This window comes from Streptomyces sp. NBC_00190 (genome assembly GCF_036203305.1).
Lineage (GTDB): Bacteria > Actinomycetota > Actinomycetes > Streptomycetales > Streptomycetaceae > Streptomyces.
This window is the reverse complement of sequence record NZ_CP108131.1, coordinates 5,420,795-5,441,187: the sequence shown is the minus strand read 5'-3', so window position 1 is coordinate 5,441,187 and position 20,393 is coordinate 5,420,795. Positions and strand designations below refer to the sequence as shown.

The 20,393-nt window shown below is 71.9% G+C and carries 13 protein-coding genes; 7 read left to right on the top strand and 6 right to left on the bottom strand.

From position 1 onward, the window contains the following. Positions 1–5: 5 nt before the first annotated feature. Entirely contained in the window at positions 6–1,472 is a 1,467-nt protein-coding gene (locus OG429_RS26375; RefSeq protein ID WP_328927734.1) for a sugar transferase, read from the bottom strand. Positions 1,473–1,853: 381 nt separating this feature from the next. Between OG429_RS26375 and OG429_RS26370 the strand changes: the two genes are divergently transcribed. Then, positions 1,854–4,124 (top strand): M4 family metallopeptidase, encoded by a 2,271-nt coding sequence (locus tag OG429_RS26370; protein ID WP_328927733.1) that lies wholly within the window; start codon positions 1,854–1,856, stop codon positions 4,122–4,124. A 154-nt stretch (positions 4,125–4,278) separates the two neighbouring features. Here OG429_RS26370 and OG429_RS26365 read toward each other — a convergent pair whose 3' ends face one another. Together OG429_RS26365 and OG429_RS26360 are read right to left on the bottom strand one after the other, a co-directional pair. Further along, positions 4,279–4,950, bottom strand: a complete 672-nt coding sequence (locus tag OG429_RS26365) for a hypothetical protein (protein WP_328927732.1) — start codon at positions 4,948–4,950, stop codon at positions 4,279–4,281. A gap of 157 nt (positions 4,951–5,107) precedes the next feature. Further along, on the bottom strand, positions 5,108–6,649 hold the full coding sequence (locus OG429_RS26360; protein WP_328927731.1) for an MFS transporter: 1,542 nt from the start codon (positions 6,647–6,649) through the stop codon (positions 5,108–5,110). A 135-nt stretch (positions 6,650–6,784) separates the two neighbouring features. Between OG429_RS26360 and OG429_RS26355 the strand changes: the two genes are divergently transcribed. Continuing rightward, positions 6,785–7,798 (top strand): Lrp/AsnC family transcriptional regulator, encoded by a 1,014-nt coding sequence (locus OG429_RS26355; protein ID WP_328930427.1) that lies wholly within the window; start codon positions 6,785–6,787, stop codon positions 7,796–7,798. A gap of 4 nt (positions 7,799–7,802) precedes the next feature. Here the strand turns inward: OG429_RS26355 and glgP are convergent, their stop codons facing one another. Next, positions 7,803–10,439, bottom strand: coding sequence for an alpha-glucan family phosphorylase (gene glgP, locus OG429_RS26350; RefSeq protein WP_328927730.1), 2,637 nt, complete (start codon positions 10,437–10,439; stop codon positions 7,803–7,805). A 140-nt stretch (positions 10,440–10,579) separates the two neighbouring features. Between glgP and OG429_RS26345 the strand changes: the two genes are divergently transcribed. Beyond that, the gene (locus OG429_RS26345) at positions 10,580–11,482 is read left to right on the top strand and encodes an ADP-ribosylglycohydrolase family protein (protein WP_328927729.1); all 903 of its coding nucleotides are present in this window, start codon (positions 10,580–10,582) and stop codon (positions 11,480–11,482) included. On the opposite strand, the gene OG429_RS26340 is transcribed toward OG429_RS26345, so the two are convergent. Then, positions 11,479–11,991, bottom strand: a complete 513-nt coding sequence (locus tag OG429_RS26340; protein WP_328927728.1) for a hypothetical protein — start codon at positions 11,989–11,991, stop codon at positions 11,479–11,481. The genes OG429_RS26345 and OG429_RS26340 overlap by 4 nt on opposite strands. A gap of 428 nt (positions 11,992–12,419) precedes the next feature. Here OG429_RS26340 and OG429_RS26335 point away from each other — a divergent pair, with 428 nt between their 5' ends. The 4 genes from OG429_RS26335 (at position 12,420) to glgB (ending at position 20,044) form a co-directional block, all read left to right on the top strand. Next, on the top strand, positions 12,420–14,414 hold the full coding sequence (locus OG429_RS26335; RefSeq protein ID WP_328927727.1) for an alpha-1,4-glucan--maltose-1-phosphate maltosyltransferase: 1,995 nt from the start codon (positions 12,420–12,422) through the stop codon (positions 14,412–14,414). Next, positions 14,411–16,120: a maltose alpha-D-glucosyltransferase gene (gene treS / locus OG429_RS26330; RefSeq protein ID WP_328927726.1), complete on the top strand. Its 1,710-nt coding sequence runs from the start codon at positions 14,411–14,413 to the stop codon at positions 16,118–16,120. Before OG429_RS26335 ends, treS begins: the two co-directional genes overlap by 4 nt. 151 nt (positions 16,121–16,271) lie before the next feature. Continuing rightward, the gene (locus OG429_RS26325) at positions 16,272–17,759 is read left to right on the top strand and encodes a maltokinase N-terminal cap-like domain-containing protein (protein ID WP_328927725.1); all 1,488 of its coding nucleotides are present in this window, start codon (positions 16,272–16,274) and stop codon (positions 17,757–17,759) included. Further along, positions 17,756–20,044: a 1,4-alpha-glucan branching enzyme gene (gene glgB, locus OG429_RS26320; protein ID WP_328927724.1), complete on the top strand. Its 2,289-nt coding sequence runs from the start codon at positions 17,756–17,758 to the stop codon at positions 20,042–20,044. Before OG429_RS26325 ends, glgB begins: the two co-directional genes overlap by 4 nt. Here glgB and OG429_RS26315 read toward each other — a convergent pair. After that, complete coding sequence (locus tag OG429_RS26315) at positions 20,034–20,378, bottom strand: thioredoxin family protein (protein WP_328927723.1); 345 nt, start codon at positions 20,376–20,378, stop codon at positions 20,034–20,036. The two genes, glgB and OG429_RS26315, sit on opposite strands and share 11 nt — an antisense overlap. Positions 20,379–20,393: the final 15 nt, after the last annotated feature.

Sequence of the window (20,393 nt, the reverse complement as noted above, 5' to 3'; positions counted from 1 at the left end):
GCCTCTCAGTACGCTCCGCGGCCATCGACGACGGCGCGGAGCGTACGGCCCATCACGTCGACGTCACTGGTGAAGGACCAGTTGTCGACGTACTGCAGGTCGAGCTGGATCGTCTCGTCCCAGGACAGGTCGGACCTCCCGCTTATCTGCCACAGCCCGGTCATGCCGGGCCGCACGGTGAGCCGGCGCAGTTCGACCTCGTCGTACTTCGCCACCTCCTCCGGCAGCGGCGGGCGGGGGCCGACCAGCGACATGTGTCCCGTCAGGACGTTGATCAGCTGCGGCAGTTCGTCCATCGACGTGCGGCGCAGCAGCCGGCCCACCCGGGTCACCCGCGGGTCGCGGCGCATCTTGAACATCAGGCCGTCGTTCTCGTTGGACCCGGCCAGCTCGGCCTTCTGCGCGTCGGCGTCCACCACCATCGTGCGGAACTTCCACATGACGAACGGGATCCCGTCGCGGCCGATGCGCCGCTGGCGGTAGAAGGCCGGGCCGCGCGAGCCGAGCCGTATCGCCAGGACGATCCCGAGGAACATCGGGGCGAGCAGCATCAGTCCGGCCGCGGCCCCCGCCCGGTCCAGGACCGACTTGAGCAGGGTCTGCAGGCCGCGGCCGACGGGCGGCGCGACCCGCAGCACGGCGAGTCCGCCCGCGGACAGGGTCTCCAGGCGCTTGACGGAGACCTCCACCAGTCCGGGGAAGACGGCCAGTTCCAGCCCGGCGTCGTGCAGGGCCCAGGCCACCCGGCGCAGCCGCTCCCCCGCGATCCGCGCGCCGGTGGCCACCAGGACCAGGTCGGCGTGGTGGCTGCTGACGGCTCCGAGCACGGCCGCGGAGTCACCGGCGGGCGCCGCGGGCATCGCCGCGTCGAGCCGGGCCGCCACGGGCACCCCGCTGGCGAGGGTGCCGGCGCCGACCGGGACCACGCCCACGACCACGTACGGATGGTCGGTGCGCGCGGCGAGGTGGGCGATGACGTCTTCGGCGGCGTCGGGCTCCCCTATCACCAGGACCCGGCTGACGGCGTGGGCCTCGCGGCGGGCGGCCGAGAGGTGACGGTAGGTCAGTTTGTGGCAGGCGACGGTGATCAGCAGGGCGGGCAGCAGTGCCCCGAGGGCGGAGAGCCGGGGGGTGTCCTCCTCGGTCACCACGCGGGCCACGGCCAGCACGCCGATCAGAATCAGCCAGTCGTGCACGACCGGCAGCACTCCGCGGGATTCTCCGAGCACCCGGGCCACGTACCGTCGGCGCAACAACTGCACGCCGGTCCACGCCAAGGCGGCGCCGAGGGCGCAGTAGAGGGGCCGGACCTGCTGGGCGGCCGCGAAGACGAGTCCTACGGGAACGGCCGCGCCGAGGAAGTCGGCGGTGACGGCGGCGGGCAGATACCAGCGGGCCTTGTCACCGAGGCGCCGTGCGGACTCATGGGCCGTTCCGGCCACCCTTTGCGCAGGAAAATGGACATGCCTCATGGGCCCCCCTGGCACGTGGTCTATGACAGCGACGAGTCTCCACCGCTTCCCCAGGCAGTGGACACCTGTCGCACCGGGAAACAGTACGACAAACACCCGTTCGCCAGATGCCGTTTGGGGCATCAGGAACTCCCGTTGCCCAAGTGTGAGCAACTGGTATGAGCCGTTCCGTATAGCGGATGCCCCCTTGGCACGCAAAGGTGAATGGTTCGGATACCGGATATGACTGATCGGACAACGAACTATTTCTGGCCAACTTTTTGACGCGGTCCTGACATCATGGCCAACAGGTGGCACTCTTCGACCGTTCATCGCACCAGCCCTGATCTGCCCGGAGGCCCACCCAGCCATCCGGAACCCCCCTTGCAGAAGGAGTCTGCGTTGAGAGCCACCCCCCAGAGGCGTGCCACGGCGGCCGGCGCACTCGTTGCCGCGGCAGCCCTGCTCGCCGTCGGCATTCAGACCGGCACCGCGACCGCCGACGCCACCGCGTCGCAGGCCCGTCAGGCCGTCAAGTCCAACCCGGGCGCGGCCAACCGCGCACTCAGCGCTTCGGAGCGTGCGACGCTCCTCGCCGAGGCCAACTCGACCACCGTGCAGGCCGCCAAGGCGCTCGGCCTCGGCGGCGGCGAGAAGCTCGTCGTCCGCGACGTGGTCAAGGACGCCGACGGCACCACGCACACCACGTACGAGCGCACCTACAACGGCCTCCCCGTGCTCGGCGGTGACCTCACGGTCCACGCCAAGGACGGCGTCACCAAGAGCGTGACCAAGGCGACCAACCACGAGATCAAGGTCGCGGACACCGACGCCACGGTGACCCCGTCGGCCGCGGAGGGCCAGGCGGTCGCCGCCGCCAGCGCCGCGGGCTCCAAGGACGCCAAGGCCGCCAAGGGTGCCCGCAAGGTGATCTGGGCTGCCGAGGGCGCTCCGGTCCTCGCCTTCGAGACCGTCGTCGGCGGCCTCCAGGACGACGGCACCCCGAGCCAGCTCCACGTGGTGACGAACGCCAAGACCGGCGCGAAGATCACCGAGTGGCAGGCCATCGAGACGGGCACCGGCAACACGCAGTACAGCGGCCAGGTGACCCTCGGAACCTCCCAGTCGGGCAGCAACTACACGCTGACCGACGCCGGGCGGGGCAGCCACAAGACGTACAACCTCAACCACGGCTCCTCCGGCACCGGCACGCTCTTCACCGGTACGGACGACATCTGGGGCAACGGCTTGGCCTCCAACCTGGAGACGGCCGGCGCCGACGCCCACTACGGCGCCCAGGTGACGTGGGACTACTACAAGAACGTGCACGGCCGCAACGGCCTGCGCAACGACGGCGTGGCCCCGTACAGCCGGGTCCACTACGGCAACGCGTACGTCAACGCGTTCTGGGACGACTCCTGCTTCTGCATGACCTACGGCGACGGCGAGGGCAACAACAAGCCGCTCACCTCGACCGACGTGGCCGCGCACGAGATGACGCACGGCCTGACCTCGGTCACCGGCAACATGACCTACAGCGGTGAGCCCGGCGGTCTGAACGAGGCCACCTCCGACATCATGGCGGCGGCGGTCGAGTTCTACGCCAACAACCCGCAGGACGTCGGTGACTACCTCGTCGGCGAGAAGATCGACATCAACGGCGACGGAACCCCGCTGCGCTACATGGACAAGCCGAGCAAGGACGGTGGATCCAAGGACTCCTGGTACTCGGGCATCGGCTCCATCGACGTCCACTACTCCTCGGGTCCGGCCAACCACTGGTACTACCTGGCCTCCGAGGGCTCCGGCGCCAAGGTCATCAACGGCGTGAGCTACAACTCGCCGACCTCCGACGGCCTCCCGGTCACCGGGATCGGCCGTGACGCCGCGTCCAAGATCTGGTTCCGCGCGCTGACCACCGGTCTGTTCAAGTCGAACACCAACTACGCGGCCGCGCGTACGGCCACCCTGCAGGCCGCCGCCGACCTGTACGGGTCCGGCTCGGCCACGTACAACAACGTCGCGCACGCCTGGGCCGCCATCGGCGTCGGGGCCCGTCCCCAGGTCGGGGTCTCGGTCACCAGCCCGGGTAACCAGACCACCGTCACGGGCGGTGCCGTCAGCCTGCAGATCCAGGCCACCAGCAGCAACGCCGGTGCCCTGAGCTACGCGGCGACCGGTCTGCCGGCCGGCCTGTCGATCAACTCCTCCACCGGCCTGATCTCGGGTACGGCCACCACCGCGGGCACGTCCAACGTGACCGTCACGGTGACCGACTCGGCGAACCAGACCGGTACGGCGGCCTTCACCTGGACGGTCGGCACCACGCAGCCGAACGTCTTCGAGAACACCACCGACTACCAGATCGCGGACAACTCCACGGTCGACTCCCCGATCACCGTGAACCGCACGGGCAACGCCCCGAGCACCCTCAAGGTGGACGTGAACATCGTCCACACCTACCGCGGTGACCTCCAGATCGACCTCATCGCCCCCGACGGCTCGGCGTACCGGCTGAAGAACACCTCCAGCTCGGACTCCGCGGACAACGTCGTCGCCTCCTACACCGTGAACGCCTCCTCCGAGGTCGCGCAGGGTGTCTGGAAGCTGCGGGTCAAGGACGTGTACGCGGCCGACACCGGCTACATCAACAGCTGGAAGCTCACGTTCTGACCCCCACCGGGGCCGTGTGAGAAGAAGCTGACCAGATAGACCACGGGGCCGCCCGGGAGACGACCTCCCCGGGCGGCCCTGTTCCATCGGACCCGACGAGGCCCGGCGCCCCCTGTGCGGGACGCCGGGCCTCGTCGGTCAGACAGCCGCCGGATCAGCCCATGTTGCGGAGGATGCGGTCGAGCATGTCCTCGTCGCCCTGGTCGTCGCGGGCCTGGTCCTGGCGGGCCTGGTCGTCACGGGCAGCCTGGTCGCCCCGGCCCTGGTCCTCACGGGCCTGGTCCTCACGGGCCTGGTCCTCACGGGCCTGGTCCTCACGGGCGGCCTGGTCGTCACGAGCGGCCTGGTCGTCACGAGCCTGGTCGTCACGAGCGGCCTGGTCGTCACGGGCCTGGTCGTCACGGGCGGCCTGGTCGTCACGGGCCTGGTCATCACGGGCCTGGTCGCCCAGGCCCGCGCCCGGCTGGTCGACCGGCTTGAAGAAGACCGAGACGGCCTCCACGTCCTGCGCCTTCTGGCCCGGCTCCAGGACCCGCTCCGCCTTGCCGTCGCACGTCCGGTTGTCGAAGAGGACGGCCAGTGACTCCGTTTCGTTGCGCACCTCGACGGTGGGCTCCGCGCCGGAGGTGCGCGTCAGCACGTAGCAGGTGTCGTTCTCCGCGGGCTGGAGCTGCGCGCTGCGCTCGTCGCCCTGGTCGTCGACGAAGTGGTAGTGCAGCGTGCCGAGGGTGCGGCTGCCCTGGTCGTCGGCCAACGACGGGCCGGCGGTGGGCAGGACGAGCGCGAGGGCGCCGGCGAAGACGGCGGCGGTGGTGCGAAGACGCATGGAAAGTCCGTTTCTCGGGGTCCGCGGATACCGGGTCCGGTGGCATCCGCGGGCCAACGTAGGAGCGGACGGGGGTGATGAAACGATTCGGCAGGCTCAGCGCGTTCGAAGGTTCACCCTTGCGATACCAGGCCACCCGCCTTATGGCCGGGTGCAGTTACCGCCGGGCCACAAAACGCCCGTCCGTCGGCGCCGCCTGAACCGGGACCGCCGCCGGGGCGCCCGGAGCCGGTCGCGGGCCGGTGCGGACCAGCAGGAAGACCGCCAGGGCTCCGGCCAGTCCCATCGCGCCCGAGACCAGGAACGTGTCGCGGAGCCCGCTCGCGAAGCCCGCGTCCACCAGCGCGGTCAGCGCCTCGCGCGTCGCTCCCGCCGGGGCCTCGGCGAACAGCCGCCCGGCGCCGCCGGAGGCCAGCGGCTCCGACAGCTCCCGGCCGCCCTCACCCAGCCCGCCGCGCAGCCCGGCGTGGAAGACCGCGCCGAGCACGGCGATCCCGAGGGCCGTGCCCAGCTGCCGCACGGTGTTCAGGGCTCCGCCGGCCATGCCCGCCCGGGCCGGGGCCACGGCGGCCATCGCGGTCGCGGCCAGCGCCGGGGTCGCGGCGCCCACTCCCACGCCGGTCACCAGCAGCCCCGGCACCATGGCCGCCCAGCCGTCACCCGCGTCCATCATCCAGGCCAGGATCAGCGCACCCACCCCGATCAGCAGCAGTCCGCCGCCGATGGTCAGCCGCGCCGGCATGGCGTGCAGCAGACGTCCGGCCACCGCCGAGACGACGAGCGCGGCCGCGGCCATCGGCATCAGCGCCAGGCCCGCGCCGACCGGGGTCATCCCCCGGACGGACTGCAGCCAGAGGGAGACGTACATCAGGTACGAGAAAGCGGCGCCCGACAGCAGCAGTGCCGCGGCCATGACCGCGACGAAGGTGCGGCTGCGGAAGAGCGCGAGGTCCAGCATCGGGCGGGAGCTGCGCAGTTCGACGAGGACGAAGGCGGCGAAGGCGGCGGCGCCGAGGCCGAGCAGGCCCAGCGTGGTGGGCGAGCCCCACCCGTTCTCGCCGCCGCGGATCACGGCGTACGTGACGGCCCCGGCGCCCGTGGTGAAGGTGGCCATGCCCGGCAGGTCGAGGCCCTTGGCGTGCGGATCGCGGGACTCCGCGACGGCCTTGAGGGTCACGTACACGGCGAGCGCGCAGACGGGCAGGTTGATGAAGAAGATCCAGCGCCAGCCGAAGTGCTCGGTGAGCAGCCCGCCGATGACGGGGCCGGCCGCGGCGGCGGCGCCGTTGACCGAGCCCCAGACGCCGAAGGCGATCCCGCGGTCGCGGCCCTGGTAGGCCCCGCTGAGCAGGGCCATGGTGGTGGCGAACATGGCGGCTCCGCCGATGCCCTGGACCGCGCGGAAGGCGATCAGCTCGCCCGGGCCTGTGGCCAGCCCGCAGACGAGCGAGGCCGCGGCGAACAGCACGAGCCCCGCGAGGTAGACGCGGCGGCGGCCGATCCGGTCGGCGAGCGAGCCCGCGCCGAGCAGCAGGGCCGCCAGCGCCAGCGCGTAGACGTCCATGACCCACTGGAGTCCGGCGAAACCCGTGTGCATGTCGGCAGCCATGTCGGGCAGGGCGACGGTCACGATCGTGACGTCGACCAGGAGCATGAAGGCCCCGAGGCAGACGGCCGTCAGCGGCAGCCATTTGCGCATGGGAGTTCTCCTCTGATTGCGGAGGGCGGAGGGACCCGGGGGGATCCCGGTGACCCAAGTTCTCAGCGCCCCGCACCACACCCCCACCTGGATACCCGTACTTGCCGGATTTCCGTCACCGAAGCCTCTGCCATGATGGAAACCGTGAACGACACGGAGCTGGACGTACTCGACCGTTCCCTGGTCCAGGCCCTCACGATCGACGGCCGGGCCGCCTTCAGCCGCCTCGCCGAAGTCCTGGAGGTGTCCGACCAGACCGTCGTGCGCCGCTACCGGCGCCTGCGGACCGCCGGCCTGATCCGGGTCGTCGGGCTGCCGACGGGCAGCCGCGTCGGGCTGTTCGAGTCCTGGCTGCGGGTGCAGTGCGCCCCGGACGCGGCGCTCCCGGTGGCCGAGGCGCTCGCCCGCCGCCCCGACATCGCGTGGGTGACCCTGAATTCGGGCGGCACGGAGATCCACTGCATGACCCGGTCCCGTACCCGCAAGGACCGTGACGGCCTGCTGCTGGACAAGCTGCCGCGCACCCGCCGGGTGACCGGCATCAGCGCCCACACCATCCTGCGGAAGTTCTTCGGCGGACGCGACGCCTGGGTGGGCCTGGACGTACTGCGCCCCGACCAGATCGAGGCCCTGCAGCGGCCGCCGGTCGAACCCGTCCCGGACCGGTACGCCCTGGACGAGCCGGAGCTCGCGCTGCTCGCCGTACTGGGCCGGGACGGACGCGCCGGATACCCGGAACTCGCGCGCGCCACCGGCCTGTCGGAGTCCACCGCCCGCCGCAGGCTGGAACGGCTGCGGGACCTCGAAGCGCTCTTCTTCGACGTGGAGTTCGTACCCGCGCTCTTCGGCTACGAGGCGGAGGCGACCTTGGTGCTGACCGTCCCGCCGGCCCGGCTCGCGGAGGTGGGCGCGGCGCTGGCGAGCCACCGCGAGGTGGCCTTCGCGGCGGCCGTGACCGGTGCGGCCTCCTTGATGGCGGTGGTGGTGTGCCGGGACACCGAGGCCCTCTACACGTACCTGACCGAGCGGATCGGCGCGGTGGACGGCGTCGGCCAGGTGGAGCTGATCCCGACGCTGCGCAGCGTCAAGCGGGCCGGGATGCTCGTGGAGGACGGGCGGCTGGTGGACCCGCCGCCCGTCCCCCGGTGAGGGTTCACCGCAGCAGTACGCCGCCTCCCGCGTCTGAGTCCATCGGGGCGGCGACCAAGCCCAGTTCGGCCGGATTCGCCAGCAGCCGGTGCGCGGGCAGGATGCGTACGGTGTAGCCGTAGGGTCCCGTACGGTCGAGGGCGAGCGGGCCCTCGTACACCCAGCGGCCGTCCAGGTCGGGCCCTGCGGCCGGCTTCAACGGGAAGGTCCGCCCGTCCCGGATCACGTCCTGCGGGTCCACCCGCCCGGCGAAGGCCTGCACCTCCACGTCCTCGGGCACGAGCGCGTCCAGCGACACCTGCACGCGCAGCGTGAGGGTGGCCCCGAGCTCGGCGGTGCCGCCCACCGGGGCCGCGGCGAGGGCTTCGACGTGTTCCACGCCGACCCGCGGCCAGGCGGCCCGGACCCGGCCCTTCCACCAGGCGAGGTCCCGTGCCGCGTCGGGGGTGAGGGCGCGGTGGGCGAGGGCGGCCGGCGCGTACAGCCGTTCCACGTACTCCCGCACCATCCGCCCGGCCAGCACCTTCGGCCCCAGCGAGACGAGCGTGCGCCGGACCATCTCGATCCACCGCACCGGGAGCCCGGTACGTCCGACCCGGTCGTAGAAGCGGGGCGCGACCCGGCCCTCGATCAGCTCGTAGAGCGCGTTCGCCTCCAGGTGGTCGCGGCGGTCCTCGTCCGCGCCGAGCCCGTCGGCGGTCGGGATGGCCCAGCCGAAGTCGGGCTCGAACCACTCGTCCCACCAGCCGTCCAGCACGGACAGGTTGAGGCAGCCGTTCAGCGCGGCCTTCATCCCACTGGTCCCGCACGCCTCCAGCGGCCGCAGCGGGTTGTTCAGCCAGACGTCGCAGCCCGGGTAGAGCTTCTGCGCCATGGCCATGCCGTAGTCGGGAAGGAAGACGATCCGGTGCCGCACCCGCGGGTCGTCCGCGAACCGCACCAGCTCCTGCACGAGCCGCTTCCCGCCGTCGTCGGCCGGATGCGCCTTGCCCGCGACCACGATCTGCACCGGCCGGTCCGGGTCCAGCAGCAGCCTGCGCAGCCGGTCGGGGTCGCGGAGCATCAGGGTCAGGCGCTTGTAGGAGGGCACGCGCCGGGCGAAGCCGATGGTGAGCACGTCCGCGTCGAGTACGGAGTCCACCCAGCCCAGTTCGGCGTCGGCGGCCCCGCGCTGGCGCCACGAGGCCCGCAGCCGGTCCCGTACCTCCTGGACCAGCTGCTCGCGCAGCACGCGCCGCAGGTCCCACACGTCCTGGTCGGGGATGTCGGCGACCGCGTCCCAGCGGGCGGAGCCGCCGACCGACAGGGCGTCCTCGGTGCGGCCGGCGCCGATCTGGCGGGCGCCGAGCCGGACGACCTCCGGGGCCACCCAGGTCGGGGCGTGCACCCCGTTGGTCACCGAGGTGATGGGCACGTCGGACGGGTCGAAGCCCGGCCACAGCCCGGCGAACATCTCCCGGCTGACCGCGCCGTGCAGGGTGGACACCCCGTTGGCGCGCTGGGCCAGGCGCAGCCCCATGACGGCCATGTTGAACACCCCGGGGTCGCCCCCCGGGTAGGACTCGGCGCCCAGCTCCAGGATCCGGTCGACCGGTACGCCGGCCAGCTCCCCGCCCTCCCCGAAGTGCCGGGCGACCAGGGCCCGGTCGAAGCGGTCGATACCGGCGGGGACGGGGGTGTGCGTGGTGAACACGGTCCCGGCGCGGACCGCCTCGACGGCGGCGTCGAAGCCGAGTCCCTGCTCCCTCTCCAGTTCCCTTATGCGTTCGAGTCCGAGGAATCCGGCATGCCCCTCGTTGGTGTGGAAGACCTCGGGGCCGGGGTGGCCGGTGAGCCCGCAGTAGAGGCGGACGGCGCGGACGCCGCCGATCCCCAGCAGCATCTCCTGGAGCAGCCGGTGGTCGCTGCCGCCGCCGTAGAGCCGGTCGGTCACCTCCCGGGCCGCGGCGTCGTTGTCCTCGACGTCGGAGTCCAGGAGCAGCAGGGGGACGCGGCCGACGCGGGCCTGCCAGATGTGTGCGTGCAGGGCCCGGGCACCGGGGAGGGTGAGCGAGATCCGGGCCGGGGAGCCGTCGTCCTGGCGGAGCAGGGCGAGCGGGAGTTCGTTGGGATCGAGTACGGGATAGTGCTCCTGCTGCCAGCCGTCGCGGGAGAGCGACTGGCGGAAGTAGCCGTGCCGGTAGAGCAGTCCCACGCCGATGAGCGGGACGCCGAGGTCGCTGGCGGCCTTCAGGTGGTCCCCGGCGAGGATGCCGAGGCCGCCGGAGTACTGCGGCAGGGCGGCGGTGATGCCGAACTCGGGGGAGAAGTAGGCAATGGCGGCGGGCAGTTCCGTGCCGTTCTCCTGGCTCTGGTACCACCTCCCGCCGTTCACGTAGTCATCGAGGTCGGCGGCGGCGACGGCGAGCCGCCGCAGGAAGCGGCGGTCGCCGGCCAGCTCCGCGAGGCGGGCGGCGGGGACGGCGCCGAGCAGCCGGACGGGATCGCCCCCGGCGGCCTGCCAGCCCTCGGGGTCGACGGATTGGAAGAGTTCGCGGGTCTCCGCGTGCCACGACCAGCGCAGGTTGCGCGCGAGGTCGCTGAGCGGCAGCAGGGTCTCCGGAAGGACGGGGCGCACGGTGAATCGACGGATAGCCTTCACGTGTTCCACCTTCGCAGGGGATTACGGATCGGAGCGGCCGCACCACGCTGTGCATCCGCGCATCACCCCCGGAAGGCTAGCGCCGCCCCGCCCCCGCGGCCATGCCGCCTCGGGCGGGCCCGTATGGCAGGGTCGGCGGTATGAACGGTGGGGTGGGTGTGGCACGCGACAGCCTTGAGGGCCTGGTACTCGGGGACGCCTTCGGGCAGAGCTGGTTCGTACGGGACGCCGAGGCCGGGGAGCGGTGGCTGGCCGGGCGGGTGCTGCGGCCGGGGCCGTGGAAGTGGACGGACGACGGGGCCATGGCGATCGTGCTGTACGAGCACCTGGTCCGCTACGGGGAGGTCCGCGAGGACGCGCTGGCCGCCGGCTTCGCCGCCGAGTACGCGCGGGACCCGTATCGGCAGTACGGGGCTTCCATGCACGAGGTGCTGGAGCGGATCGGGGCCGGGGAGGGCTGGCGGGCCGTCACCGCCGAGCAGTTCGACGGCCAGGGTTCGTGGGGCAACGGGGCGGCGATGCGGGTGGCTCCGCTCGGCGCCTGGTTCCGGACGGACCTCGCGATGGTGGTCGACCAGGCGCGGCGCTCGGCGCTGGCCACGCACGCGCACCCGGAGGCGGTGGCCGGTGCGGTCGCCGTGGCGGTGGCGGCCGCGCTGGCCGCCGCCGGCCGGGGCGGCCCCGCGCCGAGCCGCCCGGAGTTCCTGCGCGAGGTGGCGGCCCGGGTGGCGCCCTCGGAGGTACGGACCCTGCTGCTGGAGGCCGCCGCCCTGCCCGCCGGGACCACGGTCCGGAAGGCCGCCGACCGCCTGGGCTCGGGCTGGCGGATCTCGGCGCCGGACACGGTGCCGTTCGCACTGTGGTGCGCGGCGCTCTCCCCCGACGACCTCCCCGAGGCGCTGTGGCGCACCGTGGAGGGCTGGGGCGACCGGGACACCACGTGCGCGATCGTCGGCGGCGTGATCGCCGCCCGCACGTCGCTGTCCGCCGTCCCCGCGCAGTGGCGCGCCCACACCGAAGCGATCCCGGCCCGGCGTCCCTAGCCCACGTCCACGTTCCACTCGGCCGGCAGGTCCCCGTCGCAGAAGACGCACACGAACCACGCGTCGCGGACCACGTTGCATTCCCCGCAGGCGGTGCAGCGCCGGAACACCACCGCGTGCGTGAACCCTTCGGGACGCCCGATCCCGGCCCGGTCCAGCGCCTCGGCCACCGCCGGCCAGGACGCGAGGTCGGGGCAGTAGCCGGTCGACAGGTTGCTCACCTCGTCCGCCTCCCACGCCGGTTCCCGGCCCGGGCAGGCGGTGAAACGTATCTCCCCGGCCGCCAGTACCGGATCGCCGCCCGCGCACGCCACGTGCTCGCTGCGCCGCGGGGCGAGCCGGAGCACGCCCGCCCCGTCCACCACATAGGTGAACGGCTCGGCGGGAGCGCCGTCCCACTCCGTGAGATCGCGGGCCGAGCGTACCGGACGGCCCCGGCCTCCGGATCGCACGGGACCGGCCAACTCCGGCGGTCCCACATAGCGGTACGCCCGCGTTCCGGCATTCACGTTTCGCCCTCCATCCTCCCCGTTCGTCCCTGTGACCCGGCGGACCTGAAGCAACCCGTGGGACTGATGAGAAGCACGTTGTCCGTCACTACATCAGGTAGTCCTGGCCGACTTGACGGAGCCCCGGCGGATGTCGATCCGGGGCTTGGTATCGGGCGTGCCACTACGTACGAGTAGTTAACCAAGCGCGCGGATTGGGCGGGGAGAGAGTGGGAAGGGCTCACCGGGTACACGTCGTACACGCACGGCGCACCCGCCCCCAACCTCTCCCCGCCACCCGAGTGAACGCGGACAGGAGCGGCCATGCCCGCAGCCCAGCCGTCCACCGAGCGGCTAGAAACAGAGCGAACAGAGCGTGCACTACCAGCCGCCATGCCGGCTGGCCTGTTGTCACCGAGCCCTGCGAACTGCCCCCAGGTGAGCCCATCATGATCGGTCGCATTCCCGTGCTGGACGTCCGCCCCGCCGTCGACTGCGGCGCCAGACCCGCCAAGGCGGTCGTGGACGAAGTCTTCGAGATCTCAGCCACCGTGTTCCGCGAGGGACACGACGCCGTATCCGCGCACGTCGTGCTGCGGGATCCGAGCGGGCGGCTGCGGCCCCCCGTACCGCTGCGCGAGCTCGCCCCCGGAACCGACCGGTGGGGGGCCCGGGTGTCCGCCGAGGCCGAGGGGAGGTGGACGTACACCGTCGAGGCGTGGAGCGACCCGGTGGCCACCTGGCGGGCCCATGCGGCGATCAAGATCCCCGCCTGTATCGACACCGGCCTCACCCTCCTCGAAGGCGCCGATCTCTACGCGCGCGCCGGCGCCCGGATCCCCAAGCGGGACGGCCGCGAGGCCGTGCTGGCCGCCGCCGAGGTGATGCGCGACGAGGACCGGCCGGCCGCCGAACGGTACGCGGCGGCCCTCGGCCCGGCCGTGGACGCGGCGCTCGCCAAGCGCCCGTACCGCGAGCTGGTCACCTCCGCCAAGCCGCTGCCCCTCCTCGTCGAACGCAAGCGCGCCCTCTTCGGATCCTGGTACGAGATGTTCCCCCGCTCCGAGGGAGCCGTCGTCGAGCCCGGCGAGGCTCCGGTCAGCGGGACCTTCCGGACCGCCGCCGAACGGCTGCCCGCGATCGCCGCGATGGGCTTCGACGTGGTCTACCTGCCGCCCATCCACCCCATCGGTAGCACCTACCGCAAGGGCCCGAACAACACACTTTCCGCCGGTAGTTGGGACCCGGGCGTGCCCTGGGCCATCGGCTCCACCGAGGGCGGGCACGACGCCGTGCACCCCGAGCTCGGCACCATCGAGGACTTCGACGCCTTCGTCGCGCGCGCCCGGGAGCTGGGCCTGGAGATCGCCCTGGACTTCGCCCTCCAGTGCTCCCCCGACCACCCCTGGGTGGAGAAGAACCCGCAGTGGTTCCGCCACCGCGCCGACGGGACGATCGCGTACGCCGAGAACCCGCCGAAGAAGTACCAGGACATCTACCCCGTCCACTTCGACACCGACATGGCCGGCATCGTCGAGGAGACCTGCCGGATCCTGCGGCACTGGATGGACCACGGCGTCCGCATCTTCCGGGTGGACAACCCGCACACCAAGCCCGTCGTCTTCTGGCAGAAGGTGATCGCGGACATCAACAAGTCCGATCCCGACGTGATCTTCCTGGCGGAGGCCTTCACCCGTCCCGCGATGATGCGCGCCCTGGCCGCCGTCGGCTTCCAGCAGTCGTACACGTACTTCACCTGGCGCAACACCAAGGCCGAGATCACCGAGTACCTGACCGAGCTGTCCGACACCCCGTCGGCCTGCGTCATGCGGCCGAACTTCTTCGTCAACACCCCCGACATCCTCCACGAGTACCTCCAGCTGGGCGGCCGCCCCGCGTTCGAGGTGCGCGCGGTGCTCGCCGCCACCCTGTCCCCCGCCTGGGGCGTCTACGCCGGCTACGAGCTCTGCGAGAACACCCCGGTGCGGGAGGGCAGCGAGGAGTACCTGAACTCCGAGAAGTACGAGCTGCGGCCGCGCGACTGGGCCGCCGCCGACCGCGAGGGCCGCACCATCGCCCCGCTGATCACCGCCCTGAACCGGATGCGCCGCCGCAACCCCGCGCTCCAGCAATTGCGCGACATCCACTTCCACTCGACCGACAACGAACAGGTGATCGCCTATTCGAAGCACGCCGGAGCCAATTCCGTACTGGTGGTCGTCAACCTCGATCCGCACCACACCCAGGAGGCGACGGTGTCGTTGGACATGCCGGTACTCGGCCTCGACTGGCACGGGTCCCTCGCGGTGCGCGACGAGCTCACCGGCGATACCTACCACTGGGGCAGGGCCAACTACGTGCGCCTAGAGCCGGGCCGAACGCCCGCGCACGTACTGGCGGCTCTGCGACCGTCCCCGCCCACCGGAGGGTCACCCACCACATGATGATCAACGATCCCGTCCACGACACGTTCGAGGACACCCCCGCCAAGGACCGCGATCCCGACTGGTTCAAGCGGGCCGTCTTCTACGAGGTCCTCGTCCGCTCCTTCCACGACAGCAACGGCGACGGCGTGGGGGACCTCAAGGGGCTCACCGCCAAGCTGGACTACCTCCAATGGCTCGGTGTCGACTGCCTCTGGCTGCCGCCGTTCTTCGCCTCACCCCTCCGCGACGGGGGCTACGACGTCTCCGACTACACCTCGGTACTCCCCGAGTTCGGCGACCTCGCCGACTTCGTGGAGTTCGTGGACGCCGCGCACCAGCGCGGCATGCGGGTGATCATCGACTTCGTCATGAACCACACGAGCGACCAGCACGAGTGGTTCCAGCAGTCCCGCAAGGACCCCGACGGTCCGTACGGCGACTACTACATGTGGGCCGACAACGACAAGCAGTACCAGGACGCCCGCATCATCTTCGTCGACACCGAGACCTCGAACTGGACGTACGACCCGCTGCGCAAGCAGTACTACTGGCACCGCTTCTTCTCGCACCAGCCGGACCTGAACTTCGAAAACCCGGCCGTCCAGGAGGAGATCGTCTCCGCCCTCCGCTTCTGGCTGGACCTCGGCATCGACGGGTTCCGGCTCGACGCCGTCCCGTACCTGTACGCCGAGGAGGGCACCAACTGCGAGAACCTGCCGCGCACCCACGAGCTGCTCAAGCGGGTGCGGGCGGAGATCGACGCGCACTACCCCGACACGGTGCTGCTCGCCGAGGCCAACCAGTGGCCCGAGGACGTCGTCGACTACTTCGGGGACTACGCGAAGGGCGGGGACGAGTGCCACATGGCGTTCCACTTCCCCGTCATGCCGCGCATCTTCATGGCCGTACGAAGAGAGTCCCGCTACCCCGTCTCCGAAATCCTGGCCAAGACCCCGGCGATCCCGGACCGCTGCCAGTGGGGCATCTTCCTGCGCAACCACGACGAGCTCACCCTCGAAATGGTCACGGACGAAGAGCGCGACTACATGTACGCCGAGTACGCCAAGGACCCGCGGATGCGGGCCAACATCGGCATCCGGCGCCGGCTGGCCCCGCTCCTGGACAACGACCGCAACCAGATGGAGCTGTTCACCGCCCTGCTGCTGTCGCTGCCGGGCTCGCCGGTGCTCTACTACGGCGACGAGATCGGCATGGGCGACAACATCTGGCTGGGCGACCGCGACGGCGTGCGCACTCCCATGCAGTGGACCCCGGACCGCAATGCCGGTTTCTCCTCCTGCGATCCGGGCAGGCTGAACCTGCCGGTCATCATGGACCCGGTCCACGGGTACCAGGTCACCAATGTCGAGGCCGCGATGGCATCGCCCTCCTCACTGCTGCACTGGACCCGTCGGCTGATCGAGATCCGCAAGGCGAACCCGGCCTTCGGACTCGGCTCGTACACCGAACTGCCCTCGTCCAACCCGGCGGTGCTCGCGTTCCTGCGCGAGTTCGGGGACGACCTGGTGCTGTGCGTGCACAACTTCTCGCGCTTCGCGCAGCCCACCGAGCTGGATCTGCGGTCGTTCAACGGGCGGGTCCCGGTGGAGCTCACGGGTGATGTGCGCTTCCCGCCGATCGGCGAGTGGCCGTACCTGCTGACCCTGGCGGGACACGGCTTCTACTGGTTCCGCCTGCGCACCGAGCAGCGCGCCGAGAAGTAGCCGGGTACGGGGCGGGCAGCGCGAATGGGTCAATCGCCCGCCCCTGTACGGATCATCCTGACCCGACACTCGCACACGCCGGAGAAGCAACTGCCGCACATCCGGGACACTCTGCGCATTCTGTGACGGCCCGGGGAAAGGACGCGACGCCATGTCGGAGGCTGCATCCGCCCGGAGCCGGCTGACGGCCGACCGGGCCACCGGGATCGCCGGGATCGCCGGGTTCGCCGGGATCGCCGGTATCGGCCCGCTGGAACCGATGCTGCGGGCCTGGCTGCCCGCACAGCGCTGGTTCGCGGGCAAGGGCCGCACCATCGGCACGCTCAAGGCCGTGTCGGCGGCCGAGCTGCTGCCGCCGGGATCCACCCCCGGACTCCTGCACCTGCTCCTCGACGTCGACGGGGACTGCTACCAACTCCTGCTGGGCATCCGCCCGTCCCTGCCGCCCGCGCTCGCGCCCACGTTGATCGGGCACGCCGAGGACGGCCCGTACGCGGGCCGGGCGGTGTACGAGGCGCTGGGCGACCCCCGGCTCGCCGCCATGCTGCTGGAACGATTGCGCTCCCCCGGCAGTCTCGGCCCGCTCCGCTTCGACCGGGACCCGGACGCGCCGGTACCGACCGGGCTCGCACCCCGGCCGCTGTCCGGCGAGCAGACCAACTCCTCTCTGATCTACGGGGATTCGTACATCCTGAAGGTGTTCCGGCGGGTGGGCCCCGGGGTCAATCCGGACCTGGAGCTGCCCCGGGCCCTGGCCGCCGCCGGCTGCGCCCGTGTCCCGGCGCCCGTCGCCTGGTACGAGGCCGAGCTGCCCGGGAGCGAGCCGCTCACCCTGGGCGTGCTCCAGCCGTACCTGCGCGGCTCCGACGACGGCTGGCAGCTCGCCCTGCGCCGGCTGGACGCCGGGGAGGACTTCACGGCCGAGGCGTACGCGCTGGGCCGGGCCACCGCCGAGGTGCACAGCGCGCTCGCCGCCGCGCTGCCCACCGTGGCGCTCGGCCCGGAACAGACCGCCCGGCTCGCCGCCGGAATGACGGCCCGGCTGGCCGCCACCGCCCGGGAGGTGCCCGCGCTGCGGCCCTACGAGGCGGGGCTGCGGGGGGCGTTCGACGCGCTGGCCGCCTCCCGGGGGGCCGGGGTACCCGCGCAGCGGATCCACGGGGACCTCCATCTGGGGCAGACCCTGCGCACCCTCGACGGCTCCTGGTCGTTGATCGATTTCGAGGGGGAGCCGGCCCGGCCGCTGGCCGACCGGCGCCGCCCCGAACCGGCCGTTCGCGACATCGCCGGGATACTGCGCTCCTTCGACTACGCCGCGCGCTCGCACCGGCCGTTCGCCCCCGCCTGGGCGGACGACTGCCGGGCCGCCTTCTGCGAGGGCTACGCCCGCACCACGGGCCGCGACCCCCGCGAGGACCCGGTGCTGCTGCGCGCGTACGAGACCGACAAGGCGGTGTACGAGGCCCGTTACGAGTCCCGGCACCGCCCCGACTGGCTGCACGTCCCGATGGCCGCGATCCGGCGGCTCTCCGAGCCGCAGCGGCCCGCCCACCGGGTACCGCCGACCCCGCCCGTCCCCGGCTCCATCTCCACGCATCCCCAACCCCATCAGAAGCCCCCGAGGAGGCCGCTCGCGTGAGCGCCGCACGACAGCCGTCACCGACCGTCCACGACGAAGCCGCATCCGTCCCGGCGGCGGCCAAGAAGCCGCGCGCGCCACGGGCCCGACGTGCCGCCCCGCCCCGCGGGGTCCGGCCGGCGCCCGCGCTCGGCGGGGAGGAACGGGCCCGGCTGCTGGAGGGCCGCCACCACGATCCCCACGCGGTGCTGGGGGCCCGTGCGCAGCGGGGCGGGGTGGCCTTCCGCGTGCTGCGCCCGTACGCCAAGACGGTCACCATCCTCGCCAAGGGGCTGCGGACCGAGCTCTTCGACGAGGGCGACGGGCTGTTCTCCGGGCTGCTGCCGCTGACCGGGGTGCCGGACTACCGGCTGCTGGTGGCGTACGACAGCGACGAGATCGAGATCCACGACCCGTACCGGTTCCTGCCCTCGCTCGGCGAGCTGGACCTGCACCTGATCGGCGAGGGCCGCCACGAGCAGCTGTGGAAGGCGCTCGGCGCGGAGCCCGTCGAGCACCAGGGGGTGGCCGGCACCCGGTTCACGGTGTGGGCGCCCAACGCCCAGGGGGTCCGGGTCACCGGTGACTTCTCGTACTGGGACTCCGTCGCCTACCCGATGCGCTCGCTCGGGTCGAGCGGCGTGTGGGAGCTGTTCCTGCCCGGCGTGGGCGCCGGGGCGCTGTACAAGTTCGACATCACGCGCCCCGACGGCAGCCACACGCTGCGCGCCGACCCGATGGCCCGCTCGGCGGAGGTCCCGCCGGCGAACGCCTCACGGGTGACGGCGAGCGCGCACGAGTGGCGGGACGAGGAGTGGATGGCGAACCGCGGCGCCCGCACACCGCACCAGGCCCCCTTCTCGGTGTACGAGCTGCACCTGGCGTCCTGGCGGCCCGGGCTCTCCTACCGGCAGCTCGCCGAGCAGCTCCCCGCGTACGTGAAGGAGCTCGGTTTCACGCACGTGGAGCTGATGCCGGTCGCCGAGCACCCCTTCGGCGGCTCCTGGGGCTACCAGGTCACCGGCTTCTACGCGCCGACCTCGCGGATGGGCACCCCGGACGACTTCCGCTTCCTGGTGGACGCGCTGCACCGGGCCGGCATCGGGGTGATCGTCGACTGGGTGCCGGCGCACTTCCCGCGCGACGAATGGGCGCTCGCCGAGTTCGACGGGCGTCCGCTGTACGAGCACCAGGACCCGCGGCGGGCCGCCCATCCGGACTGGGGGACGCTGGAGTTCGACTACGGCCGCAAGGAGGTCCGCAACTTCCTCGTCGCCAACGCCGTGTACTGGTGCGAGGAGTTCCACGTCGACGGGCTGCGCGTGGACGCGGTGGCCTCGATGCTCTACCTCGACTACTCGCGCGGTGAGGGCGAGTGGGCGCCGAACGAGCACGGCGGCCGGGAGAACCTGGACGCGGTGGCGCTGCTCCAGGAGATGAACGCGACCGTGTACCGGCGCTGCCCGGGCGTGGTGACGATCGCGGAGGAGTCCACGGCCTGGGAGGGCGTGACCCGGCCGACGGACGTGGGCGGGCTGGGCTTCGGCCTGAAGTGGAACATGGGCTGGATGCACGACACGCTGCGCTACATGTCGAAGGAGTCGGTGCACCGCAAGTACCACCACCACGACATGACCTTCGGGATGGTCTATGCCTACAGCGAGAACTACGTGCTGCCGATCTCGCACGACGAGGTGGTGCACGGCAAGGGCTCGCTGGTGTCGAAGATGCCCGGCGGGGACTGGTGGCAGCAGCGGGCCGCGCACCGGGCGTACCTGGGCTTCATGTGGGCCCACCCGGGCAAGCAGCTCCTGTTCATGGGGCAGGAGTTCGCCCAGGGGTCGGAGTGGTCGGAGACGTACGGGCCGGACTGGTGGGTGCTGGACGACTCCTACGCGGCGGCCGGCGACCACCGGGGCGTGCGCACCCTCGTGCGCGACCTGAACCGCGCGTACACGGCGGCGCCCGCCCTGTGGGAGCGGGACTCCGTGCCGGAGGGCTTCGCCTGGGTGGAGGCGGACGCCGCGGAGGACAACGTCTTCGCCTTCCTGCGGTACGCGCAGGACGGCTCGCAGCTGCTGTGCGTGTCGAACTTCTCGCCGGTGGTCCGGCACGGGTACCGGATCGGCGTCCCGGAGGACGTCGCGCAGTGGCGGGAGGTCCTCAACACGGACCAGGAGCAGTACGGCGGCAGCGGCGTGCGCCATCTGCAGCCGCTGCGGCCCGAGCCGGTGCCCGCGCAGGGGCGGCCGGCGAGCCTGCGTATGACGCTCCCGCCACTGGCGACGGTCTGGCTCAGGCCGTAGCGAGCTGCTCCTCCAGTTCCTGCAGCAGGCGGCGCTTGGCCCGGGCGCCGACCATCTGCTGCACGGGCTCGCCGTCGCGGAAGACGAGCAGGGTCGGCATGGACAGCACCCCGTACCGCGTGACGGCGGCGGGGTTGCGGTCCGCGTCGATCTGCACGACCTTGAGGCGGTCGGCCTCCTCGGCGGCGATCGCGGACAGCACGGGGGCGAGCTGGCGGCAGGGGCCGCACCAGTCCGCCGTGAACTCGACGAGGACGGGCCTGCCCCGCTCGCCGAGCACCTCCGCCTCGAAGTCCGCGTCGGTCACTTCCGCAACACCCTGTGCGTGGATCATGTCGTGTCCCCTCTT

Bases quoted from the DNA above. Each gene is read 5' to 3' on its own strand.
- OG429_RS26375 (WP_328927734.1), bottom strand. From the start codon at position 1,472: ATGAGGCATGTCCATTTTCCTGCGCAAAGGGTGGCCGGAACGGCCCAT.
- OG429_RS26365 (WP_328927732.1), bottom strand. From the start codon at position 4,950: ATGCGTCTTCGCACCACCGCCGCCGTCTTCGCCGGCGCCCTCGCGCTC.
- OG429_RS26360 (WP_328927731.1), bottom strand. From the start codon at position 6,649: ATGCGCAAATGGCTGCCGCTGACGGCCGTCTGCCTCGGGGCCTTCATG.
- OG429_RS26355 (WP_328930427.1), top strand. From the start codon at position 6,785: ATGGAAACCGTGAACGACACGGAGCTGGACGTACTCGACCGTTCCCTG.
- OG429_RS26345 (WP_328927729.1), top strand. From the start codon at position 10,580: ATGAACGGTGGGGTGGGTGTGGCACGCGACAGCCTTGAGGGCCTGGTA.
- OG429_RS26335 (WP_328927727.1), top strand. From the start codon at position 12,420: ATGATCGGTCGCATTCCCGTGCTGGACGTCCGCCCCGCCGTCGACTGC.
- treS (WP_328927726.1), top strand. From the start codon at position 14,411: ATGATGATCAACGATCCCGTCCACGACACGTTCGAGGACACCCCCGCC.
- OG429_RS26325 (WP_328927725.1), top strand. From the start codon at position 16,272: ATGTCGGAGGCTGCATCCGCCCGGAGCCGGCTGACGGCCGACCGGGCC.
- OG429_RS26315 (WP_328927723.1), bottom strand. From the start codon at position 20,378: ATGATCCACGCACAGGGTGTTGCGGAAGTGACCGACGCGGACTTCGAG.